The following is a 19,261-nucleotide window of genomic DNA, read 5'->3' on the forward strand; positions in this document are numbered from 1 at the left end:
TCAGCGGCCGAGGGCGACCGCGAGGGCCGCCGACGCGAGCACGAGCGCGGCCGCCGCGGCCGCGGCGCCGAGCACGGAGAGCGGCGCCACCGGTCGAGCGGATGCCGCGGCGGATGCTGCGGCGGACGCCACGGGCTCGGCCGGATGCGGTGCGGGCCGCTCGGGCGGCGTGGGGACCGTCGTGAGCGTCGTCGCCGTCGGATGCGCCGGGTCGTCGACGGGCAGGCGAACCGTCGCGAACACGGACTCGGTCGCGGCCGCGGTTGCGGACACGGGCGCGCGCGCCGAACCGGCGGCGGCCGCTGGCCGCGCCGCGGTGTGCGGCGTCCAGCCGGTGCCGTCCCAGTAGCGCAGCACCGCGGCATCCGCCTCGTCGTCGTACCAGCCGGAGGCCCGGCCGGGCGTCGCCGTCACGCCGAGCCGGCCCTGCGGGCGCGCACCGCCCGCACCGCGAGCTGCACCGCGGCGAGCACGAGCAGGCCGGCGAACAGCCAGGCCGCGACATCCGCCGGGAGGAAGAACGCGAGCCAGACGCCGCCGAACGACGCCACCGTCGCGGCGATGCCCACGATGAGCCCGGCGCGCACGTCGACCATGCCGCCGCGCACGTTCGTGATGGTGCCGCTCACGGCGGTCGGGATCATCGCGGCGAGCGACGTGCCCTTCGCGATCAGGTCGCCCATGCCGAAGATCGCGATGAACGAGGGCACCATGATGAGCCCGCCGCCGATGCCGAACAGCCCCGAGGCGACGCCCATGACGAGCCCGAGGGCGACGAGCCCGAGCGCCGTGCCGACGTTCCAGTCGACGGAGCCCGCGCCGCGCTCGGGCGCGACGACGATGAGGCGGATCGCGACGAGCACGAGCAGTGCGATGAACCCCCACCGCAGCCATTCCATGCTGATGCGTCGCAGGAGGCGCGCGCCGATCCATGCCCCGACGATGCCGCCCGTCGCCACGATCGCGGCGGCGAGCACGTCGACCTCGCCGTTCGCGAAGTAGGTGATCGACCCCGCGATCGCGGTCGGCACGATCGCCACGAGCGAGGTGGCCGATGCGCGCTTCTGGTCCATGCGCGCGAGCATGATGAGCAGCGGCACCATCACGATGCCGCCCCCGACCCCGAAGAGCCCCGAGAGCAGGCCGCCGACGAGGCCGACGACGGCGAGGCGGATCCACGACGCGGGCGCGGCGGCCTCCGCCGCAGGGGGTGATTCGGGCGGCGGGGTGGTCATCCGCCAACTGTAGCGAGGAGCGCGGGTGCCGCCGGTGCCGGAGCGGGGTGGAGGACTCCCCATCCGAGGCCGGCTCGACCGTCATCCGGTGTCATCTGGTGTCATCTGTGGAGAACCGTCGAACGCACAGGTTGAATGCGGTACGCTGAAGATTCCTCCAATTGCGGGCAGTTGCCCGTGTCACGACTGATTGCCCGGAGGCGGCACGAACCGCAGGCATGACCCGAGAGCGAGACGTGCGGCTTCCCGAAACGGTAGCCCTCCTCGCAACTTCGCCCCGGCGGCACCTCGTCGGCGGGGCCTGCGGACGGCCGACCGGCCGCTCGTGTAGGACCGAACAGTTCGGTCCATCCGAGAGAAGGACAGCAGTATGGCAACCGGAACCGTCAAGTGGTTCAACGGCGAAAAGGGCTTCGGCTTCATCGCTCCTGACGACGGCAGCGCCGACGTCTTCGCGCACTTCAGCGCCATCACGGGTGGCGGCTACCGCTCGCTCGATGAGGGCCAGAAGGTGGAGTTCGACGTCGTGCAGGGCCAGAAGGGCCTGCAGGCCGAGAACATCCGCGGCCTCTGAGCTTCGGGCGGCGCATCGCGCCGCACCCCGAACGCCGGCTCGGTACCCAGGTACCGAGCCGGCGTTCGGCATTTCCGGGCGCGCTTGTGCGCAACGCGGCGTGCGGTCAGCTCGGGCGAACGGATGCCGCGGCATCCGTCACCTCATCGCGCCACGAGTGCCGCGGCTCGTAGCCCAGCACGCGGCGGGCCTTGTCGATCGAGAGCAGCGTGTCGTTGACGCCGAGGTCGCCGTGCACGGGCACGCCCGGGAACACCTCGGCCACGAGCTCGGCGTTCGGGCGCGACATCACCGTGTCGGCCGCCGCGATGATGAACCGGTCGAAGCCCGGGCCGGCGTTCGCGAGCGCCCGGCTCACGGCCTGCGCGCCGTCGCGCGCGTCGATGTAGCCCCAGAGGTTCCACTTGCGCAGCGTCGCGTCGGCGTCGAACGAGGGGAACTCGGCGTAGTCGACCGGATCCATGACGTTCGAGAATCGCAGGGCCGTGATCGAGAGCTCGGGATTCCAGCGGACGAGCTCGATCGCCAGCTGCTCCTCGAGGTGCTTCACGAGCGAGTACGTGCTCTCGGGGCGGGCCGGGTAGTCCTCGTCGACCGGGATGTAGGGCGGCGGCACGTCGAACGGCAGGCCGAGCACGGTCTCGCTCGAGGCGGAGACGATGCGCGTGATGCCGAGCCGTCGCGCGGCCTGGAACACGTTGAACGTCGAGAGCATGTTGTTGTGGAAGGTCGCGACGTCGCTCGCGATGCCCGGCGCGGGGAGCGCCCCGAGGTGCACGATGGCGTCGACGCCCGAGTGGCGGTCGTCGACGCCGGCGATCGCGTCGATCACCTGGCCGAAGTCGGTGAGGTCGACCTGCGTGGTGGTCCAGCGCTCGCCGAAGCGATCGAGGTTCACCACCTCGTTCCCCTCGTCGCGGAGCGTGCGGACGACGGTGCGGCCGAGCTTGCCCGAGCCGCCGGTGACGGCGATGCGCATCGCACCAGTCTCGCACCACCGCGGTGTTCACGGCGGGATCCGGGCGCAGTCGGGGCGACTTCGGAGCTTCGCTTCCTAGGCTCGGAACACACCGACGCGGCGTCGCCCGCCGCCCACGATGAAGGAGACCCGGATGCAGTGCCCCACCGACGGCGCCGTGCTCGTGATGAGCGAACGCAGCGGCATCGAGATCGACTACTGTCCGACCTGCCGCGGCGTGTGGCTCGACCGCGGTGAGCTCGACAAGATCATCGAGCGCGCCGCTCGCGACGTCGCGGGCCCCATTGCCTCCGCGCAGGCCGCGCCCCAGCCGTACGAACGGCGGCGACAGGACGACCGTGGGTACGACCAGGTCTCCGGATACCGCAAGCGGAAGGACAACTGGCTCAGCGAGCTCTTCGACTGAGCTGCGGCTCGCGATCCACCGGCCGCACGGCGGGTGCGGCCACCGCCGTGGAGTGCCGCACCGCCGCGCGCCAGGCCGCGCGCACGAGCCAGCCGACGCCCGCGACGACCATTCCGATCGCCGCGCCCGCGGAGTTCGCGAGCAGGTCGCGCGGGTCGGAGATGCGGTCGGGCATCGGGATCTGCGCCAGCTCGATCGCGATCGTGAGCGCCAGTGCCGCGACGAGGGCCCCGAGCCAGCGGCGCGGGCCGGCGATCATCGCGAAGAGCAGCCCGACCGGCACGAACAGCGCGATGTTCGCACCGAACTCGAAGATCGAGCCGGTCGTCCAGGTCGCGCTGTCGAACCAGATCGACGGCGTGAGCACCCCGTAGTCCGCCTGGTATCCGATCGCATGCCACGAGACCGAGCCGAGGGTCAGCCACGCCACGAGGGCGAGGTACCCGGCCGTCACGAGGGGGAGTGCGACGCGGTGGAGCATCCGTCGATTCTGTCGCATCCTCCGGGGAGGTTGCGGCGAACCGCCCGTGGGTTGCCTATGGGCTCGCTGTGGGGAGTCTGGAGGAGCGCCCCCGATCAGGCCGTGCGACCTGTCGCCCGTTCGCCCTCGGATACGCGAGTGCGCCGGTCGGGGAGCACGTGTGCCGCACGGCGCCGACGGGCGACCTCGGTCGTCTCCGCGTCGAGCAGTGCCTCGAAGAGGCCGACGTACTCGCGGGCCATCCGTGCCGACGTGAACCGCTCCTCGACATCCGCGCGGCAGACCGCCCGGTCGAGGTCGCCCGCACGGCTGACGGCCTCGGCGAGCTCGTCGAAGCTCGAGCGCACGAACCCGGTGCGGCCGTCGTCGATGATCTCGGGGACCGACCCGCGCGGCGTCGCCACCACGGGCGTGCCGGTGGCGAGCGATTCGACCATGACGAGCCCGAACGGCTCGTCCCACTGGATGGGGTTGAGCAGCACGCTCGACTGCCCGACGAGCTCGTACTTCTCCTGCGTGTCCAGCTCGCCGAGGTACTCGGCGTTCGGCCCGAGCAGGGGGCGCACGACCTCGTCGAAGTACTCGCGCTCCGCGGGCTCGCGCATCTTCGCGGCGATGCGCAGCGGAACGCCGGCGAGCTCGGCGATGCGGATCGCCTCGGGAAGCCCCTTGTCGGGATGCATCCGGCCGAGGAAGCACGCCTCGCGGCCACCCGGTCCGACGGGCACCTCGTCGGCGCGGATGCCGTGGTGGATGACCCGTGCGATGGGGATGTCGCCGGCCGTCGACGCCTGGTGGTGGGAGATCGCCACGTACGACATGCCCTCCGAGGCCGCGCGGTACAGCTCCTGCACGAGCGGGATGAACGGCCCGTGCGCGACCGTGACCACCGGGCGGGTGCGCGCGCTCCGCGCCACGATGGGGCCGGCGAGCGTGTTCTCGATGACCACGTCCATGTCGGCGAGGCTCGCGTACGCGCGGATGAGGTGCCGCAGTTCGTGGGTGGTCACCCCCATGAGCTCGGGATCCGACGGCGGGAAGCCGGGCACGCGGCGCACCGGGCACTCGCTGTCGCCTGACGCAGCGAGCAGCAGCTCGTGGCCCATGGCGTCCAGCTCCCGGGCCAACGTGTCGATGAACGACTCGATGCCACCGTAGGCGCGCGGCGGTACGGGGATCCAGGGCGGTGCGACGATTCCGATTCTCATGGTGCTCCCCTTCGGGTGGGCTCGGGCGTCGAGGTGTCGGCGCCGTGGAGCAGGGTGAGGTCAGCCGGGAGCCCGGTGACGGAGGTGCCGTCGCCCGACACGGCGATGGACAGGCGGGAGCCGGCGAACGGCACGTGGTCGAGCCGGAGCTCGCCGAACGCAGCAGGCAGGGCCGGATCGATCCGCATCTCCCCGGTCGTCGCCGACGGATCGAGGCGCAGCAACGTGCGCAGGAGCGAGAACGGCGCGGCCGCCGCCCACGCCTGCGGGGAACAGGAGGCGGGATACGCGACGGGCTCGGGGTACTGCCGGCGATCGAAGCCGCAGAACAGCTCGGGCAGGCGGCTGTCGAACCGGCTGGCCGCATCGAAGAGCCCGACCGCGATGCGCTGGGCGTGCTCGACGAAGCCGTAGCGCATGAGGCCTGCGGCGACGATCGCGTTGTCATGGGGCCACACCGAGCCGTTGTGGTAGCTCGCGGGGTTGTACGCGCCCATGTCGGCCGCGAGGGTGCGCACGCCCCACCCGGTGAACATCTCGTCCGAGAGCAGGCGATCGGCGACCTGGGCCGCCTTGTCGTCGTCGACGATGCCCGACCACAGGCAGTGGCCCATGTTCGACGCGCAGGCGTCGACCTGCCGCTTGTCGCGATCGAGTGCGATCGCGAAGTAGCCGCGCTCCGGCATCCAGAACCGCTCGTTGAACTCGCGCTTCAACGCCTCGGCCCGGGCGGTGCAGCGCTGCGCGGTCTCGGAGTCGCCCAGGTGCTCCGCGAGCATCGCCCGGGCGACATAGGCCGCGTAGACGTAGCCCTGCACCTCGCAGAGGGCGATGGGCGGCGTGGCGATCGTGCCGTCGGCGAAGTTGATGCCGTCCCACGAGTCCTTCCAGCCCTGGTTGACGAGACCGTGGTCGTTGAGGCGGGCGTACTCGACGAACCCGTCGCCGTCGCGGTCGCCGTCGCCCTCGACCCAGGCGAGGGCACGGTCGGCCGCCTCGAGCAGGTCCGTCGCGTCGTCGGGCAGCGCGCCCCACCGCGCGAGCTCCCCGAGCACGACCACGAAGAGGGCGGTCGCGTCGGCCGTGCCGTAGTACACCGACGTGCCCCCCAGGGCGAGGTTGGTGGTCGCTCCGAGCCGCACCTCGTGCAGGATGCGGCCGGGCTGCTCCTCGGAGCTCGCGACCTCGCGCACGCCCTGCAACTCGGCGAGCGTGCGCAGCGTGCCGAGGGCGAGCGACGGATCGAGCGGCAGCGCCATGTACGACGTGAGCAGCGAGTCGCGACCGAACAGGGCCATGAACCACGGCACGCCCGCGGCGATCACCGCACGCTCGGGGTGGCGCGCGTCGAAGATCCGGAGCGCGCCGAGGTCGCGCTGGCTCTGCTCCAGCACCTCCTCGACCTCGGCGTCGCCGACCGACGCGGTGAGCAGGCCGGCGTTCCAGGTCTGCAGCCGCCGCGCCGGCTCCGAGGTCAGCAGCCCCTCGTCGTGGAAGCCGTGCGACAGCTCCTGCTCGTCCTCGGTGGGCAGCACGTCGAAGTGCTGGGACCAGCTGCCGTGCGGCTCCAGCTCGACGTCGAATCCGAGGCGATGGTCGGCGATCGCGGCGTGCGGCGAGGCGACGGTCAGCGCCAGGCGACCCGGGTCGTCGGGGGTGACCCGCATTCGTCCGGGGCCGATCTGGCGCGCGGCGCGGACGCTCGACCCGGCTCGACCGTCCTTCACCTCGAAGATGTCGGCGAAGTCCGACTCGAGCACCATCTCCACCCGGCATCGGAGGGGGACGAGCCCGTAGTTGTGCAGGCGCACGTCCTCGCGCAGGCCGGCGCCGACGCGGCGGTCCCGTTCGACGATGAGGGGCGTGTCGGCACGTCCGGGCACGTGGGCGGCGCGGCCGACGATGATCGCGCGGAACGGCTCCGGCGTCATCGACGACAACGGCTCCACGGGTGTCCCGTCGATGAGCAGGGTCCACCGGGACACGAGACGCGTGTCGCGGAAGAACACGCCGTGCGGCAGCTCCGGCACGATGTCGCCGTTGGCTCCCGAGATGCAGAACGACGAGCCCTCGACGATCGTGATGGCGTCGCCGCCCGGCGATCGCGCGAGGTTGTCCGCGTTCCAACCCGTCATCCCGGCTCGCCTCCCGAGTCATGCCTCGTCGCCGCCACGTGCGGTGGCTGCGCACCACGCTACGAACGTGGTGTCCGGGCCATCAGGGGATTGACCGTTCCGGGGGGCCGTGTTACCCGGGCCCGCGCGCGACCGAGCTCATCGACCCGGGCCCCGACTCGCGCCCGGGCATGCCGAAGTGCGGGTCCTGGCCCGAGATCGATGCCGCCGGGGTGCAGGCGGATGCCGCGGGCACGTCACCCGGCGAGGGCGGCGAGCACGGCGCGGGCGACCGACTCGCTCGACTGCGGGTTCTGCCCGGTGATGAGGTTGCCGTCGACGACGACGTGATCGGCCCACGGGTCGGCCGAGTCGATCACGGCGCCGGCCTCCCGAAGCCGCTGCTCGACGAACCACGGGGTCAGCTCGCCCGTGCCGCCGGTGCGCTCCTCGACATCGGTGAACACGGTGAGGCGGCGCCCGGCGAACTCGAACGCGCCGTCGGCGTCGCGCGCCGACAGCAGCGCGGCAGGGCCGTGGCAGAACGGGGCGATGATCGCCCCTGCGCGGTTCGCGGCGATGAGCGTGCGGCCGGTGGCCGCGTCGAACGCGAGATCGGCCATCGGGCCGTGCCCGCCGGGGAGCACGACGGCGGCGTACCGCGACGCGTCGACGTCGGCGACCGGGGTCGCCGAGCCGAGCTCAGGGGCGATCTGCTCGAGGTAGGCGCGGAAGTCCGCTGCCTTCTCGTCGCCGACCGCGGCCGGATCGATGCTGCCCGGGTCGACCGTCGGCGTGACGCCGCCGGGGGTCGCGATCGTCACGGAGTGGCCCGCCGCGACGAGGTCGCGGTGCGCGGTCACGAGCTCCTCGGCCCAGAAGCCGGTGGGGTGCGGCGTGCCGTCGGCGAGGGTGAGCGTGTCCGCTCCCGTGACGATCATGAGGATGTCGCTCATGGTGATCCTGTCTTCCTGTGTGGTGGCGTTGGCGGTGGTGGAGGTGTGGGTGCGAGGTTCGGGGTGGTTCAGGCGACGGATGCCGCGACCGGGCGCGTGCCGGGAGCGGCGCTCGCCGCGGCATCCGCTCGCTTGCCCGTGCGCGCCGCCGCCCGGGCGACGAGCATCACGACGAGCGCCGCCCCCGTGATGCCGGCGCCCACCCAGACGGGGGAGGTGTAGCCGAGGCCTGCGGCGATCGCGACGCCGCCCGCCCATGCGCCGAGGGCGTTGCCGAGGTTGAAGGCGCCGATGTTGGCGCCCGACGCGAGGGTCGGCGCGTGCTCGGCGTACCGCATGACGCGGCTCTGCAGGCCGGGCACCGTGCCGAACCCGAAGGCGCCCATGAGGAACAGCAGCACCGCCGTGGCGACCGGGCTCGGGGCGAGCCACGCGAAGAGCGCCAACACCACGACGAGCGCGGCGAGGAATCCGAGCAGGGTGCCGTCGATCGAACGGTCGGCGAGGCGCCCGCCCGCCTGGTTGCCGACGACGAGGCCGGCGCCGAAGAGCACCAGAAGCCACGGCACGGCCTCCGCAGCGAAGCCGCTCACCTCGGTGAGCGTGTACGCGATATAGGTGAAGGCGCCGAACATGCCGCCGAAGCCGAGGACGGTCACGGTGAGCGAGAGCCACACCTGACCGGAGCGGAAGGCGGTGAGCTCGCGACGCAGGCTCGGGGCGGCACCGTCGGTGCGGAGATTCGGCACGAGTGCGGCGATGCCGATCAGGGCGAGCACGCCGATAGCGGAGATCGCCCAGAACGTGGCGCGCCACCCGAACTGCTGGCCGAGGAACGTGCCGAACGGCACGCCGAGCACGTTCGCCGCGGTGAGTCCCGTGAACATGATCGCGATCGCGCCCGCCTTCTTCTCGGGGGCGACGAGGCTCGCGGCCACGACCGACCCGATGCCGAAGAACGCGCCGTGGCAGAGCGCGGCGACCACCCGGCCGGTCATCATGACCCCGTAGCTCGGGGCGAGCGCCGAGATCGTATTGCCCGCGACGAACAGGACCAGCAGGCCGATGAGCACGGGCTTGCGGGGGAGCCGGGTGGTCGCGGCGGTGAGTCCGAGCGCGCCGACGACGACGGCGAGGGCGTAGCCCGAGATGAACCAGCCCGCGGCCGCCTCGGTGACGCCGAAGTCGGACGCCACCTCGGGCAGCAGGCCCATGATGACGAACTCGGTGAGGCCGATGCCGAACCCCCCGATGGCGAGGGCGATGAGTCCGAGGGGCATGCGGGGATCTCCTGTACACTGAGCGGATTAGTTGCAGGCGCTTGATATTGCGGCAGCGGGGTTAATGCTTGCATACGCAAATACAAAGCGCAAACAACTATCTCTGACGACCGAGGAGAACCACATGGGGATCGCCGACGACGCGGTCGAGGTGCGCGCACAGGGATGGCGCACGCTCGCCGCACTGCACGGCCTCATCGAGACCGAGCTCGAGCGGGCGCTCGCGGCATCCGCAGGGCTCTCGGTCGTCGAGTACACCGTGCTCGACGCGCTCAGTCGTCAGGACGGCTGGCACATGCGCATGCAGCAGCTCGCACGCGCGACCGCGCTGAGCCCGAGCGCCACGACCCGCCTCGTCACCCGCCTCGAGGACCGCGCGCTCATCACCCGCGTGCTCTGCGCCGACGACCGGCGCGGCATCTACACCGAGCTCACCGCGGCCGGGCGGGCACTGTACGAACGGGCGCGGCCGATCCACGACGAGACGCTCGAACGCGTGCTCGCCGAGGCCGGGGCGCAGCCCGAGCTCGCGCCGCTCGTGGCGGCGCTGCATGGCGTTGCAGTGCCGGTGCCGGCCGCGGCGGGCTGAGGGCGCGGGTCGGCGGGTCTCGATACGCGCTTCGCGCTACTCGACCGGCGGGTCGGCGGGTCTCGATACGCGCTTCGCGCTCCTCGACGGGGCGGGTCGGGTCAGCTCCGCTCGCCGGCGATGTTGACGAGCCAGCTGACGCCGAAGCGGTCGACGAGCATGCCGAAGGCGTCGCCCCACGGCGCCACCTCGAGCGGCTGCGTGATCGTGCCGCCGTCGGCGAGCTTGTCCCAGTAGCCGCGCAGGGTGGCGTCGTCGTCGCCCGACAGGGAGACCGAGAAGCCCGAGATGCCCGAGTAGTCCATGCGGTTCGGCACGTCGGCCGCCATGAGGGTGAGTCCGGGGCCGTCGAGCTGCGCGTGCATCACGAGGTCGTTCTCCGAGGGGTCCTGCGCCGCCTGGAAGTCGGCGAACGTGCTCACCGCGAGGTCGCCGCCGAAGACCGAGCGATAGAACTCCATCGCCTCGCGGGCGTCCCCGCGGAAGTTGAGGTAGGGGTTGAGCGTCACGGGCATCGTCGTCTCCGATCGTCGGTTCCTCCGCCCGATTCTGCTCCGGATGCCGCGGCTGCGCGAGGGGGTCGGCGGAAATCGCTTGACGTCCGCGGCATCCGGTCGTATCGTTTAATCAACCATATAGTTGATCAAACATTAGGTTGATTGAGGAGGCGGGCGATGATCGTGGATCCCAGCGCCGACGACCGCCTCGACCGCGCCTTCATGGCGCTCGCCGACCCGGTGCGGCGGCGCATCATCGCCCGGCTCAGTCGTGGCCCCGCCACGGTCAACGAGCTGGCCGAGCCCTTCGAGATCACCAAGCAGGCCGTCTCGAAGCACATCCAGGTGCTCGAGCACGCGGGGCTCGTCACGCGCACGCGCGACGCCCAGCGACGTCCCGTGCACCTCGATGCGGCCGGGCTCGAAGCCCTCACCGCGTGGATCGACCGCTACCGGCTGATCCACGAGCAGCAGTTCCGCAACCTCGACGCGCTGCTCGCCACCGACCGCGGCACGAACGCCGCGGCATCCGACGCCGGCCCCACCGCCGGCCCCGAACCGGAAGAACCGAGATCATGACCACCACCAGCAACCCCGTCACCATCACGGCCCCCGAGGGCCTGCCCTTCATCGACATCGAGCGCGAGTTCGACGCTCCGGTCGCCGCCGTGTTCAACGCGCACCGCGACCCCGAGCTCGTGCGGCAGTGGCTCGGCCCCGACGGCTACGAGATGACCATCGATCGCTGGGACTTCGTGCCGCAGGGCGGCTACCGCTACGTGCACACGAACCCCGAGGGCGAGTCGTTCGCGTTCAACGGCACCTTCCACTCGGTGCGCGAGAACGAGTTCGCCGTGCAGACCTTCGAGTTCGAGGGCTACCCCGACGTCGTCTCGATCGAGTCGATGACCTTCGAAGACCTGGGCGACGGCCGCACGCGCCTCCGCGGCCACGCGGTCTACCCCACGGTCGAGGCCCGCGACGGCATGGTCGCGAGCGGAATGGACCGCGGCGTGCGCGAGGGCTTCGAGCGCCTCGACGCGATCCTGGCCGGCTGAGGCCGTCAACCCGACGGATGTCGCGGCACCACCCGCACAACACGCGAGCGGATGCCGCGGCATCCCCCACACGAACGGAGCACATCATGGACTGGACCCTCGAGGTCGTCATCGTCCCCGTCGGCGACATCGATCGCGCGGTCGCGTTCTACCGCGACCAGGTCGGGTTCGAGCTCGATCACGACACCCGCACCGAGCACATGCACGTCGTGCAGCTGACGCCGCGGGGCTCCGGCTGCTCGATCGTCATCGGCGACCTGCCCGCGCAGAACGAGATGGCGCCGGGCTCGCTCAGGGGCCTGCAGCTCGTCGTCGCCGACGCGGCCGCAGCCCGCGATGAGCTGCTGTCGCGCGGTGTCGAGGCGAGCGAGATCACCGTCTTCGACGAGCGCGACGGCGGCACCTTCTTCGGCTTCGCCGACCCCGACGGCAACACGTGGGCCGTGCAGCAGATCCGCGCGCGCGGCGAGAAGCCGCTCATCCCCCTCGAGGCCCGCGGCCGGTTCGGCGAGGGTCGCGAGGTCTGACCGCCGTCGGATGCCGCGGGGCCGGCGAGCCCCGCGGCATCCGCTCGCCTGCCGACTCGCGCACGCACCGCTGCGGGGGCGCACGGGCGCCCGCACGCCCGCACCCAGGCACCCGCGCCACCCCTTTGCGGCGCCTTCGCTACGCGGGTACCGTCGAAGGAGGGAGGTGCAGATCGTGGCCAGGTCGGCGTTCTCCGCGGCGTTGGAGGCACTCGAGCGCACCGCCGAAGCCCCCGAGGGGTACTGCCGGCCGTTCCTCGACGTGCTTCCCGTCTCCGGTGCCTCGGTCTCGACCATCGGCGACCTGCTCGGCAGCGAGACGCTCGCGGCATCCGACGCCCAGGCCGCGCGGCTCGACGAACTGCAGTTCGACCTCGGCGAAGGGCCGTGCTGGGACGCACTGCGCAGCGGCACCCACGTGCTCGCGCCCGTGCTGCAGGAGCCCGGCCGCGCGCGGTGGCCCGCGTTCGCGGCGGCGGTCCGCGACGAGCCGGTCTCGTCGATGTTCGCCTTCCCGCTCATCGTCGGGCCGCTCCGTATCGGCGCGATCGACCTGTACTCGGAATCGCCCGGGACGCTCGACGGCCGGCACGCCCGCCAGGCCGACGCGATGGCCGCCGTCGTCAGCCGGCACGTGCTGCGCCGGGCGCTCAACGCCGTCGGACGCCACGACGAGGACGCGGGCAGCGGGTACTCCCGCCGGCTCATCCACCAGGCCACCGGCTTCGTGCTCGCGCAGCTCGACCTGACGGCCGAGGATGCGCGCCTCGTGATCCAGGGCCACGCGTTCGCTGCCGAGCGGCCGATGATGGCGGTGGCGCAGGACATCATCGACGGCACGATCGTCTTCTCGCGGCGATCCGACGGAATCGAGGCCACCGGATGAGCGAGCTCGAGCAGCGCCCGACCGTGGGCGGGCTGACGCGCGAACGGCGGCTCATGGAGACGTTCGCGAGCCTGGCGGACACCCTCGTCGACGACTACGACGTGGTCGACCTGCTGCAGATGCTCGTCGACACGTGCGCGGAACTGTTCGACAGCACGGCGGCTGCGATCCTCCTGGCCGACGAGCACGGCGAGCTCGACGTCGTCGCGTCGACGAGCGAGGCGAGCCGCCTCGTCGAGCTGATGCAGTTGAGCGCCGATGCCGGCCCCTGCATCGAGGCCTACCAGACGGGCCGCATGGTCTCGGTCGCCGACATCCGAGACGCGCCCGAGCAATGGCGGCGCTTCCGGGAGAGCGCGCTGGCCGCGGGGTTCGCCGCAGTGGATGCCATCCCGATGCGGCTGCGCACCACGGTCATCGGCACGCTCAACCTGCTCCGCGCCTCGCCCGGCGCGCTCGACCCCCACGACGAGGTCGCGGCACGCGCCTTCGCCGACGTCGCGACCATCGGGATCCTGCACGAGCGGTCGCTGCGCGAGAGCGCCGTGCTGGCCGAGCAGCTGCAGGGCGCGCTCAACAGCCGGGTGGTGATCGAGCAGGCCAAGGGCGTCGTGGCGCACACGCGGGGCGTCTCGATCGACGCCGCGTTCCAGCTCCTCCGCGACTACGCCCGCACCAACCGCATGGGGATCAGCCGGGTGGCCGCCCAGATCGTGAATCGATCGCTCGACCTCGACGCCTGAACGGCATCGTCGCGGCATCCGCCGACATCGGGGAACGCGCGAGGATGTCGGTATGCCGACCTCGCTCGTCCTCCTCGCAGACACCCATGTGCCGAAGCGGGCACCCGGACTCCCGCCCGAGGTGTGGGCTGCGATCGACGACGCCGATGTCGTCGTGCACGCGGGCGACTGGGTCGGACTCCGGGTGCTCGAGGAGCTCGAGCGCCGCGCCCGCGTGCTCGTGGGCGTCTTCGGCAACAACGACGGGGCCGCGCTGCGAGCCCGGCTGCCCGAGGTCGCGCGGTTCGAGGTCGACGGGATCCGGCTCGCCGTCATCCACGAGACCGGACCGGCGAGCGGACGCGAGACCCGCATGGATGCGGCATTCCCCGACGCCGAGGTGCTCGTGTTCGGGCACAGCCACATCCCGTGGGACACGGTCTCGCCGCAGGGACTGCGCCTGCTCAACCCCGGCTCGCCGACCGACCGGCGTCGGCAGCCGGTCGCGACCTTCATGACCGCCCGCATCGAAGACGGAGCAGTGCACGACGTGCGGCTCGAGGCGGTCGACCCGGGCTGGCGTGCCGGCTGAGGCATCCGGCACCGCATCGCCGCGGCCCGCAGGCCAGCCGTGCGGTATTGGCCCGCGACGCCGCTGCGAGCGGGCGGCAGGATGAGGTGGTGACCGATTCGCCCGAGATCCTCCGCTACGCCGCCTTCGCCGACGACCCCGCCGGCGGCAACCCGGCCGGCGTCGTGCTCGACGCATCCGCGCTCGCCGAGGCCGACATGCAGCGCATCGCCGCCGAGGTCGACTACGCCGAGACGGCGTTCATCACGGGCGAGCGCGACGGCGCCCGCGTCGTGCGCTACTTCTCCCCGGTCGCCGAGGTGCCGTTCTGCGGCCACGCGACGGTGGCGACGGCGGTCGCGATCGCCGAGCGCGAGGGAGTCGGCACGATCCGGTTCGCCACGCCCGTCGGCGAGGTCGTCATCGAGACGAGCGAGGCCGACGGAGCGGTGCGCGGCGCGTTCACGAGCGTCGCCACCGACACGGCGCCGATCGCCGAACCCGTGCTGCAGGCGGTGCTCGACCTCATCGGGCTGGGGCGCGACGCACTCGACGAACGGTATGCGCCGCTGCTCTCGTACGCGGGCAACTGGCATCCGGTGATCGTGCTGCGCGACGCCGCTGCGTTCGACGCGTTCACCTTCGACCCCGCTGCGGCGCGCGCCCTCCTCGATGAGCAGGGCTGGCCGGCGACGATCACCGTGCTGCGACGACTTCCGGATGCCGCCGCCGAGGTGGACGGCGCGACCGCGCCCGACCGCGCGGACCGCGGGCTGCGCTTCGAGGCGCGCAACATCTTCCCCGTGGGCCGCATCACCGAGGACCCGGCGACCGGCGCCGCGGCCGCCGCGGTCGGCGGGTACCTGCGGGCGATCGGGGCCGTGACGCCGCCCGAGCGGGTCGTGATCGAACAGGGCCGGCACGTCGGCCGGCCCGGCGAGCTCGTCGTCGACATCCCCGAGCACGGCGGCATCGTCGTGAGCGGCCGGGCTGTGCCGATCGGCTGATCCCGCGGGTCCCGTCGCGAGAACAGAGGCCGCGGCCCGACACGATCGGCGGAGCCGACCGATTCCGGAGCGAGAGCAGGGGCCGCGGTGCGACACGCCGGTACGGGCTCCTGTTCTCGTGGCGGCGGGTGCGATTCCTCCTGTTTCGGTGACGCGCACGCGGTCGCGCCTCGGGCGAACATCGGCCCGAACGGATGTCGCGGGGCGGGCGTAGGCTCGGACGCGGCATCCGCCCGGCGCCGGCGCCGTGGCATCCGTCGATCTCAGGAGCACCATGCAGACTCGCACCCTCGGCCGCACGGGCCGCACCGTCTCGGTCATCGGACTCGGCACCTGGCAGCTCGGCGCCGATTGGGGCGAGGTCGACGAGGGCGACGCGCTCGCCGTGCTCGACGCCGCGCACGAGTCCGGCGTCACGTTCTTCGACACGGCGGACGTGTACGGCGACGGGCGCAGCGAGTCGCTCATCGGCCGCTGGCTCGTGGCGAACCCCGACGCCGGCGTCACGGTCGCCACGAAGATGGGCCGCCGGATGCCGCAGGAGCACGCCAACTACTCGCTCGAGCACTTCCGCGCCTGGACCGATCGCTCGCGCGCCAACCTCGGAGTCGACACGCTCGACCTCGTGCAGCTGCACTGCCCGCCCACCTCGGTGTACGGCGCCGACCGCGTGTACGACGCGCTCGACACCCTCGTCGACGAGGGCGCGATCGCGGCCTACGGGGTGAGCGTCGAGAAGGTCGAGGAGGCGCTCGCCGCGATCGCCCGGCCGCACGTGGCGTCGGTGCAGATCATCCTGAACGCGTTCCGGCTGAAGCCGCTCGACGAGGTGCTGCCCGCCGCGGTCGAGGCCGGCGTCGGCATCATCGCGCGCGTGCCGCTCGCGAGCGGTCTGCTCTCGGGGCGATACACCCTCGACACGACGTTCGCCGCGAACGACCACCGCACCTACAACCGCCACGGCGAGTCGTTCGACGTGGGGGAGACCTTCTCGGGCGTCGACTACGCCACGGGCGTGCGCGCGGCGGGGGAGTTCACCGAGCTCGCCCGCGCCGTGGCACCCGACGCCACCGCCGCGCAGGTCGCGCTCGCCTGGATCGCCCGGCAGCACGGCGTGAGCTCGGTCATCCCGGGTGCCCGCAACCCCGCGCAGGCGCGGGCGAACGCCGCCGCCGGCTCGCTCGAGCTGCCCGAGTCGTTCGACGCGGCCGTGCGCGAGCTCTACGACCGGGAGATCCGCGCGTCCGTGCACGACCGTTGGTGACGTGAGTTCTGGCAGTCGGTTGCCAATCGCCTCGCCCCCGTTGCGCTGACCTCCACTCAGCCGCCTTGATTCCCCGCGTTCGCTGTTGGCAACCGGTTGACAAAGTCGTCCAACGCGGTAATACTTGCATACATGCCAACGACGACCGTGCTCGACCCCGACCGGCTCCTGCCGGTCGAGCCGCGGGTGCGCGACCTCGCCCGTGAGCTCTACCAAGCGGTTGCCAGCGAACCGATCATCTCCCCGCACGGCCACGTCCCGGCGGCGCAGCTGCTCGACGGGGTGCGCTTCGCCGACCCCACCGACGTCTTCCTCACCCACGACCACTACGTCACGCGCATGCTCATCGCCGCCGGCGCCTCGTTCGCCGAGCTGGGCCTCGATCCGACGCGGCCCGCCGACCCGCGCGCCGCGTGGCAGATCCTCGCGTCGAACTGGCACCGCTTCGCGGGCACCGCCTCGGGTTACTGGCTCGCGCACGAGTTCGCCTCGCTCTTCGACGTGCACGAGGAGCTCGATGCGAGCAACGCCGTCCGCGTCTACGACGCGATCGATGCGCGGCTCGCCGACCCGGCGTTCACGCCGCGGTCGCTCTTCCGCCGCTTCGGCATCGAGGTGCTCGCCACCACCGACGACCCCCTCGACCCCCTCGACGCGCATGCGCGACTCGCCGCCGATCCGCGGTTCGACGGTCGCGTGCTGCCCACGTTCCGGCCCGACGCCTACCTCGACCCCGAGGCCGACGGGTTCGCCGAGCGCGTCGAGCGACTGCTCGCCACGACGGCTCGCCCCGCGTCGTTCGCGGGGTACCTCGGCGCGCTCGAGGAGCGGCGGGCGCACTTCATTCGCCACGGGGCGGTCTCGGCCGACCACGGCGTCGTCGAACCGTTCACCGTCGACCTCGACCCGGCCGAGGCCGAGCGGCTGTTCGGCGCAGCCGTCCGCGGTGCGCTGGACCCCGCCGAGGCGCGCCGCTTCCGCGGGCACATGCTGCTGCAGATGGCGCGCATGAGCGTCGACGACGGGCTCGTGATGACGCTGCACCCGGGTGTGCGCCGCAACCACCACCGGCCCACCTTCGAGCGGTACGGCGCCGACACCGGCCACGACATCCCCGTGCGCACCGAGCTCACCGACAACCTGCGGCCGCTGCTCGAGCGGTTCGGGCTCGAGCCCCGGTTCCACCTCGTGCTCTTCGCCGTCGACGAGACCGTCTACTCCCGCGAGATCGCGCCGCTCGCCGGGTTCTACCCGAGCGTCTACGTCGGCGCGCCGTGGTGGTTCCTCGACGCGCCCGACGCGATCCAGCGATGGCGATCCGCCGTCACCGAGACGGCGGGGTTCTACCGCTCGAGCGGCTTCATCGACGACACCCGCGCCTTCCTCTCGATCCCCGCCCGCCACGACACCGCCCGGCGCGCCGACGCGGGCTTCCTCGCCCGGCTCGTCGCCGAGGGACGCGTGAGCCTGCCCACCGCCCACCGCATCGCCCGCGACCTCGTGGATGCGATCCCCCGAGAGGTCTTCAAGCTGTGAACGCCGTCACCCCCGCCGCGACTGCCGCTCCCGCCCGTCCCGTGGTGCTCGGCCGCGCCGCCCTCGCCACCCGGGTCGGCGCCGCGGCCGCGGCTCCCGCGCCCGTGCGCATCGTGCACCTCGGTCTCGGCGCGTTCCACCGGGCCCACCAGGCCTGGTACACGGCCCACGCGACGGATGCCGCGGGCTGGGGCATCGCCGCGTTCACCGGTCGCGATCCGCACGCCGCCGAGGTGCTCGCCGCGCAGGACGGCCTGTACACGCTCGTGGAGCGCATCGACGCCGGCGACCGCGTCGAGGTCGTGACGAGCATCGTCGAGGCCCACGACGGCGCCGACGTCGCACGGCTCGCGGAACTCGTGGCGAGCGATCAGGTCGCGATCGTCACGCTCACGATCACCGAGGCCGGCTACCGGCTGCGTCACGACGGCACCGCCGAGCTCGACGATCCCGACGTCGCCGCCGACCTCGCGCGGCTCCGCGCCGCGGCCGGAGCACTGGCGGGCGCCCGGCCTCGCACGGCGCTCGGCCGGCTGCTCGTCGCACTCGATGCCCGTCGAGCGTCGGGCGGCGCGCCGATCGCGGTCGTCAGCTGCGACAACATGCCTGACAACGGCGAGCGCCTGCGCCGCGGCATCCGGAGTCTCGCGGCCCTCGTGAGCGAGCCGCTCCTGCACTGGATCGACGGGTCGGTGTCGTTCGTGAGCACGTCGGTCGACCGCATCACGCCGCGACTCGAGTCCGTCGACATCCCGGCCGTGCGTGCCGCCGGCTGGATCGACGTTGCACCGGTGGTCACCGAGCCGTTCCGCGACTGGGTGCTCTCGGGCGACTTCCCCGCGGGGCGGCCCGACTGGGCGAGCGCCGGCGCCCGATTCGTCGACGACATCGAACCGTGGGAGTTCCGCAAGCTCTGGCTCCTCAACGGTGCGCACTCGATCCTCGCGTACGCCGGCATGCGGCGCGGTCACGCGACGGTCGCGCAGGCCATCGCCGATCCCGAGTGCCGTTCGCTCGTCGAGCGCTTCCACGATGAGGCGGTCGCCGTGCTGCCCGTCGGCGTCGAGCACGACGACTACCGCGCGCAGTTGATCGCGCGGTTCTCGAATGCCGCGATCGCGCACCGGCTCGACCAGATCGCCGCCGACGGCGCCGACAAGATGCGCTACCGCATCGCCGCGGTCGCCGAGCGGTCGGTCGCTGCCGGCGGCTCCTTCCACGCGAGCGCCGCGGCACTGGCGACCTGGATCGGGTGGGTGCTCGCCGGCGGCGCTGCGCCCGAGGCGCGCGCGGCCGACGTGCGGCGCGCCGCCGCGGCATCCGACCCGGTCGAGGCGCTCGTCGCGCTGGTGTCGCCGACGCTCGCGGCGC

General features: G+C 72.4%; 22 protein-coding genes. 13 read left to right on the plus strand and 9 right to left on the minus strand.

Annotation, left to right across the window (positions count from 1 at the left end):
* Together EDM22_RS18145 and EDM22_RS18150 are read right to left on the minus strand one after the other, a co-directional pair.
* Positions 1 to 414 (minus strand): DUF2510 domain-containing protein, encoded by a 414-nt coding sequence (locus tag EDM22_RS18145; protein WP_170964201.1) that lies wholly within the window; start codon positions 412 to 414, stop codon positions 1 to 3.
* Entirely contained in the window at positions 411 to 1,235 is an 825-nt protein-coding gene (locus tag EDM22_RS18150) for a sulfite exporter TauE/SafE family protein (RefSeq protein WP_122938494.1), read from the minus strand. Before EDM22_RS18150 ends, EDM22_RS18145 begins: the two co-directional genes overlap by 4 nt.
* A gap of 370 nt (positions 1,236 to 1,605) precedes the next feature.
* On the opposite strand from EDM22_RS18150, the gene EDM22_RS18155 reads away from it, so the two are divergent.
* Positions 1,606 to 1,809, plus strand: a complete 204-nt coding sequence (locus tag EDM22_RS18155; protein ID WP_122938495.1) for a cold-shock protein — start codon at positions 1,606 to 1,608, stop codon at positions 1,807 to 1,809.
* A gap of 106 nt (positions 1,810 to 1,915) precedes the next feature.
* On the opposite strand, the gene EDM22_RS18160 is transcribed toward EDM22_RS18155, so the two are convergent.
* Positions 1,916 to 2,788 (minus strand): NAD-dependent epimerase/dehydratase family protein, encoded by an 873-nt coding sequence (locus EDM22_RS18160; protein ID WP_122938496.1) that lies wholly within the window; start codon positions 2,786 to 2,788, stop codon positions 1,916 to 1,918.
* Positions 2,789 to 2,921: 133 nt separating this feature from the next.
* Here EDM22_RS18160 and EDM22_RS18165 point away from each other — a divergent pair, with 133 nt between their 5' ends.
* Positions 2,922 to 3,194 carry a TFIIB-type zinc ribbon-containing protein gene (locus EDM22_RS18165; protein ID WP_122938497.1) on the plus strand — a complete coding sequence of 91 codons (273 nt, stop codon included), beginning with the start codon at positions 2,922 to 2,924 and terminating at the stop codon, positions 3,192 to 3,194.
* Here the strand turns inward: EDM22_RS18165 and EDM22_RS18170 are convergent.
* From EDM22_RS18170 to EDM22_RS18190, 5 genes are all read right to left on the minus strand, one after another.
* Complete coding sequence (locus EDM22_RS18170; RefSeq protein WP_170964202.1) at positions 3,175 to 3,675, minus strand: VanZ family protein; 501 nt, start codon at positions 3,673 to 3,675, stop codon at positions 3,175 to 3,177. The genes EDM22_RS18165 and EDM22_RS18170 overlap by 20 nt on opposite strands.
* A 95-nt stretch (positions 3,676 to 3,770) precedes the next feature.
* On the minus strand, positions 3,771 to 4,883 hold the full coding sequence (locus EDM22_RS18175) for a glycosyltransferase family 4 protein (RefSeq protein ID WP_122938499.1): 1,113 nt from the start codon (positions 4,881 to 4,883) through the stop codon (positions 3,771 to 3,773).
* Complete coding sequence (locus EDM22_RS18180; protein WP_122938500.1) at positions 4,880 to 7,018, minus strand: amylo-alpha-1,6-glucosidase; 2,139 nt, start codon at positions 7,016 to 7,018, stop codon at positions 4,880 to 4,882. The genes EDM22_RS18175 and EDM22_RS18180 overlap by 4 nt, the downstream gene beginning before the upstream one ends.
* A gap of 236 nt (positions 7,019 to 7,254) precedes the next feature.
* On the minus strand, positions 7,255 to 7,953 hold the full coding sequence (locus EDM22_RS18185) for a type 1 glutamine amidotransferase domain-containing protein (RefSeq protein WP_122938501.1): 699 nt from the start codon (positions 7,951 to 7,953) through the stop codon (positions 7,255 to 7,257).
* A gap of 68 nt (positions 7,954 to 8,021) precedes the next feature.
* On the minus strand, positions 8,022 to 9,233 hold the full coding sequence (locus EDM22_RS18190; RefSeq protein WP_122938502.1) for an MFS transporter: 1,212 nt from the start codon (positions 9,231 to 9,233) through the stop codon (positions 8,022 to 8,024).
* Between the two features lie 124 nt (positions 9,234 to 9,357).
* Between EDM22_RS18190 and EDM22_RS18195 the strand changes: the two genes are divergently transcribed.
* The gene (locus tag EDM22_RS18195; protein ID WP_122938503.1) at positions 9,358 to 9,822 is read left to right on the plus strand and encodes a MarR family winged helix-turn-helix transcriptional regulator; all 465 of its coding nucleotides are present in this window, start codon (positions 9,358 to 9,360) and stop codon (positions 9,820 to 9,822) included.
* Positions 9,823 to 9,923: 101 nt separating this feature from the next.
* Here EDM22_RS18195 and EDM22_RS18200 read toward each other — a convergent pair whose 3' ends face one another.
* The gene (locus EDM22_RS18200) at positions 9,924 to 10,337 is read right to left on the minus strand and encodes a VOC family protein (RefSeq protein WP_122938504.1); all 414 of its coding nucleotides are present in this window, start codon (positions 10,335 to 10,337) and stop codon (positions 9,924 to 9,926) included.
* Between the two features lie 159 nt (positions 10,338 to 10,496).
* Here EDM22_RS18200 and EDM22_RS18205 point away from each other — a divergent pair, with 159 nt between their 5' ends.
* From EDM22_RS18205 to EDM22_RS18250, 10 genes are all read left to right on the plus strand, one after another.
* Positions 10,497 to 10,898, plus strand: a complete 402-nt coding sequence (locus EDM22_RS18205) for an ArsR/SmtB family transcription factor (protein ID WP_122938505.1) — start codon at positions 10,497 to 10,499, stop codon at positions 10,896 to 10,898.
* Positions 10,895 to 11,377, plus strand: a complete 483-nt coding sequence (locus tag EDM22_RS18210; protein ID WP_122938506.1) for an SRPBCC family protein — start codon at positions 10,895 to 10,897, stop codon at positions 11,375 to 11,377. Before EDM22_RS18205 ends, EDM22_RS18210 begins: the two co-directional genes overlap by 4 nt.
* An 86-nt stretch (positions 11,378 to 11,463) precedes the next feature.
* On the plus strand, positions 11,464 to 11,904 hold the full coding sequence (locus EDM22_RS18215) for a VOC family protein (RefSeq protein WP_122938507.1): 441 nt from the start codon (positions 11,464 to 11,466) through the stop codon (positions 11,902 to 11,904).
* Positions 11,905 to 12,070: 166 nt separating this feature from the next.
* Positions 12,071 to 12,790 carry a GAF and ANTAR domain-containing protein gene (locus EDM22_RS18220; RefSeq protein WP_245989534.1) on the plus strand — a complete coding sequence of 240 codons (720 nt, stop codon included), beginning with the start codon at positions 12,071 to 12,073 and terminating at the stop codon, positions 12,788 to 12,790.
* The gene (locus EDM22_RS18225) at positions 12,787 to 13,533 is read left to right on the plus strand and encodes a GAF and ANTAR domain-containing protein (protein ID WP_122938509.1); all 747 of its coding nucleotides are present in this window, start codon (positions 12,787 to 12,789) and stop codon (positions 13,531 to 13,533) included. Before EDM22_RS18220 ends, EDM22_RS18225 begins: the two co-directional genes overlap by 4 nt.
* A gap of 52 nt (positions 13,534 to 13,585) precedes the next feature.
* Entirely contained in the window at positions 13,586 to 14,104 is a 519-nt protein-coding gene (locus tag EDM22_RS18230; RefSeq protein WP_122938510.1) for a metallophosphoesterase family protein, read from the plus strand.
* 89 nt (positions 14,105 to 14,193) lie between these two features.
* The gene (locus EDM22_RS18235; protein WP_245989535.1) at positions 14,194 to 15,090 is read left to right on the plus strand and encodes a PhzF family phenazine biosynthesis protein; all 897 of its coding nucleotides are present in this window, start codon (positions 14,194 to 14,196) and stop codon (positions 15,088 to 15,090) included.
* Positions 15,091 to 15,364: 274 nt separating this feature from the next.
* A complete protein-coding gene (locus tag EDM22_RS18240) occupies positions 15,365 to 16,354 on the plus strand; it encodes an aldo/keto reductase (protein ID WP_122938512.1) in 990 nt (329 codons plus the stop codon).
* Between the two features lie 132 nt (positions 16,355 to 16,486).
* A complete protein-coding gene (uxaC, locus tag EDM22_RS18245; protein WP_122938513.1) occupies positions 16,487 to 17,890 on the plus strand; it encodes a glucuronate isomerase in 1,404 nt (467 codons plus the stop codon).
* Positions 17,887 to 19,261: mannitol dehydrogenase family protein (locus tag EDM22_RS18250; RefSeq protein ID WP_245989536.1), on the plus strand; the 1,375-nt coding region annotated here is incomplete at its 3' end. The genes uxaC and EDM22_RS18250, both read left to right, overlap by 4 nt.

It is taken from the genome of Agromyces tardus (assembly GCF_003710805.1).
In the GTDB taxonomy this organism is placed as follows: domain Bacteria; phylum Actinomycetota; class Actinomycetes; order Actinomycetales; family Microbacteriaceae; genus Agromyces; species Agromyces tardus.